Source organism: Bacillus sp. EE-W1, from assembly GCF_009760835.1.
Taxonomy (GTDB): domain Bacteria; phylum Bacillota; class Bacilli; order Bacillales; family Bacillaceae_G; genus Bacillus_A; species Bacillus_A wiedmannii.
This window is the reverse complement of sequence record NZ_WIPE01000063.1, coordinates 215,909-218,584: the sequence shown is the minus strand read 5'-3', so window position 1 is coordinate 218,584 and position 2,676 is coordinate 215,909. Positions and strand designations below refer to the sequence as shown.

General features: G+C 38.3%; 3 protein-coding genes and 2 pseudogenes. All 5 read right to left on the bottom strand.

Features of this window, described 5'->3' with window-relative positions:
• Positions 1-309, bottom strand: a pseudogene (locus GFJ36_RS13850) (Bax inhibitor-1/YccA family membrane protein); the annotation flags it as partial.
• A gap of 99 nt (positions 310-408) precedes the next feature.
• Positions 409-582, bottom strand: a complete 174-nt coding sequence (locus GFJ36_RS30115) for a phage tail tape measure protein (protein WP_286675046.1) — start codon at positions 580-582, stop codon at positions 409-411.
• A gap of 156 nt (positions 583-738) precedes the next feature.
• Positions 739-930, bottom strand: a pseudogene (locus GFJ36_RS30110) (phage tail tape measure protein); the annotation flags it as partial.
• A 490-nt stretch (positions 931-1,420) separates the two neighbouring features.
• Positions 1,421-1,795 carry an ArpU family phage packaging/lysis transcriptional regulator gene (locus GFJ36_RS13835; protein ID WP_060486850.1) on the bottom strand — a complete coding sequence of 125 codons (375 nt, stop codon included), beginning with the start codon at positions 1,793-1,795 and terminating at the stop codon, positions 1,421-1,423.
• A 334-nt stretch (positions 1,796-2,129) separates the two neighbouring features.
• Positions 2,130-2,676, bottom strand: a 547-nt coding sequence (locus GFJ36_RS13830; protein ID WP_275940650.1) for an exosporium glycoprotein BclB-related protein, incomplete at its 5' end; no start/stop codon positions are given.

Genomic DNA, 2,676 nt, shown 5'->3' with positions numbered 1-2,676 from the left:
AATAAAATACATAATAAGAATTCCAAGTGTTGCAACCGTTACAACCGCACGAAACTTTTTAGTTACTTTTACTATTCGAGTTGCGTATAACACTAACATGGCAAATAAAATCGAAATTGTTAGTAATACGGCAATTAAAGCGATAGAATCACCAAAGCGCATTGTATAATACGCTGAAATACTTCCTAATAAAACCCCTTGTAATACTGCGTAAATCGGTGCGCAAATTGGGGATATGCGCGGAATGAATATAACTACAAAAGCGATAATTAGAGTAACTATTATAATTCCAATTAACACAGGTAGTTTGTTTTATCTTTCCAGTATTTTATTCCCTATCAATCGTTTTTGGTATATTGCCCTGCAAAAACCACCTTGGACATCTTCTGGTATGATAATCGGAATTATTTAGGCTTTACCTGCTTGTTCGCCTTTGATACCTGAGTCTGTCATGATACCAGTAGCAGCAGATAATTCCTCAAGGGATATACCAAGCATTTTCGCAACTGGTGCTGCATATTTAAAGCTGTACTGCATATCCAAGATACCTGCAGCAGATTGATTGGCTGATTGAGAAAGTATACATCCGCTATATGAGAAGACTCTTTCGCTTCCATACCAAAAACATTTAAAGCGGCTGCTACAGTTTCAGAGGTCATAGCCATATCTTCCTGTGCGGCTTCGGAAGCAGCGATAATACCAGGCATTGCTCCGATAATATCGTTTTACCTCGAAGCCTGAAGCGGCTAAGTTCTGCATACCTACTGCAACTTCACTAGCTGACTTGGTAGTGGATGCTCCTAACTCTTTAGCGGTTTCAGTTAAACTGCCTAATTGATTTCCTGTCGCACCAGAAATCGCACCCACTTTAGCCATAGCCATCTGTTGCTCAAAATCAGCTGCTACTTTTACACTTGAACCAAGCCCCATAACGACTGCTCCACCAGCAATTGTGGCGGCTGCACCTGTTGAAAACAATGCTCCACTGGCTCGTTCTAGACCTTGTATCATCGTTGCTTGTGTTTCACTCACTCCACCGAATCTTTCGCGTAATGCAGCCATACTGTTACCAGCATATTGTGCACTAGTGGCGTTTTGATTTAAAGCAGAGTTCATTTTGTTAATCTGCTGTGTTGCTTGTTGCATTTCCCTAGTCAACTGTTCTACTTGAGTCTCTAAATGATTAATTCGTTGAGAAGATTCTTGCTGGTCTTTTCGTCCTTTTTGCGGATTCTTACCGCCCATGCCCGTTCTCCGGTAACGTTTTGATAAAGGTGCTATAATCATTGATTATGAGCGCATAGATACGTTATCCCCACGTTATGCTCTTTTCAAAGAACAAGTAACTGTAGGAATATCGTACCGTTGATCCCAATATAAAAAGGTACCCTATTTAGTGCCCAAAAAGTTCTATTATTTTTTATATCATACCTAATGCTGTAGCCAAATTAACGATTCCAGATTTTCTTTTTCTATAAAATCTTCCTCGTTTCATACCAAGAACAGTATAAATATAATCATCATTCAATTCTTTAATGCTCATATACTTGATTTCAAGAATCCTTTTTTCATCCTCATCGAGAGCTTCCTCAAAAGCTCGTTTTAACTGTCTATACTTCAACTCATGCTTGTCCACTTGCTTTAACTCAGGAAACAGCAATTCTGCTCCCAATTCCGTTCTTTCTTGCTGATTTTGGAATCTAATACGTAACACTCTGTATTTTCGCAACTCTTCTATCACGAAAGGTCGGATTTCTTTCTCCTCTATATGCTTGAAAAATGATAATTGGTCCAAATATAATCCTCCCACGTCTCAATCCTTACATGTATAAGGCTAAAACTTTAAATATTTTAGATATATACCTTTATATGTGTATGAAATTAGTTTGTAATCCACAATCTGCTGTAAACCTTGATTTTTTACGTCTATTATTATGTAATTTACTAGCAGTGATCATTTAACTTAACAAAATCTCACCAGATTCTCTAAGCATATTTAATGGTTTTCACCAGGCATAAAGTATAAAAACAATTAAAAAAAGAGACTGTCTTCAAAAGTTAATCTGTGGATACTTTTTTGACAGTCTCTTTTTTATATCAAAATTTTCAACTACAAAACTTACAAGTGATTATACGAATGTTATACCTGCACTGGCAAAGCCTGTAATAGCAGTAGCTATATCAAAACCAGGTGTAGTTGATGAAACAACAAGTAATATCTTATCTTGTGGAGCGACCGCAATTGCTTCTCCGACAATGCCACTTGAAGTAGCACCGATAGCAATTAGACCACTAAATGCTGGTGTTAATAGTAATGGTACACCTACTGGAGTGAAAGTATTACTTGCTGCTGGTGCGCTGTACAATTGCATTTGAATTTGTATGCTTCCTAATGCTAAAGCAACCGCTACAGTTACACTAAAGAACCCTGCTAACGAAGTAATTGTACCTGCGCGAGGGGCTACAAATGCAAAATCAAATACTGGAGGTACAGGACCTATAGTAATTGGACCACCAGGTGGGACAATTACAGGGAAGAATGAACTTCCAAATCCAAGAAGTGCTCCTGTGTTTGCTAATCCACCTAAAACAGTTGCTAATGCTACTGGTCCACCTGATGCAAACGGAATAACTGCTCCAGCTCCCGTTGCTCCTGTTAGACCTGTTGGACCTGTT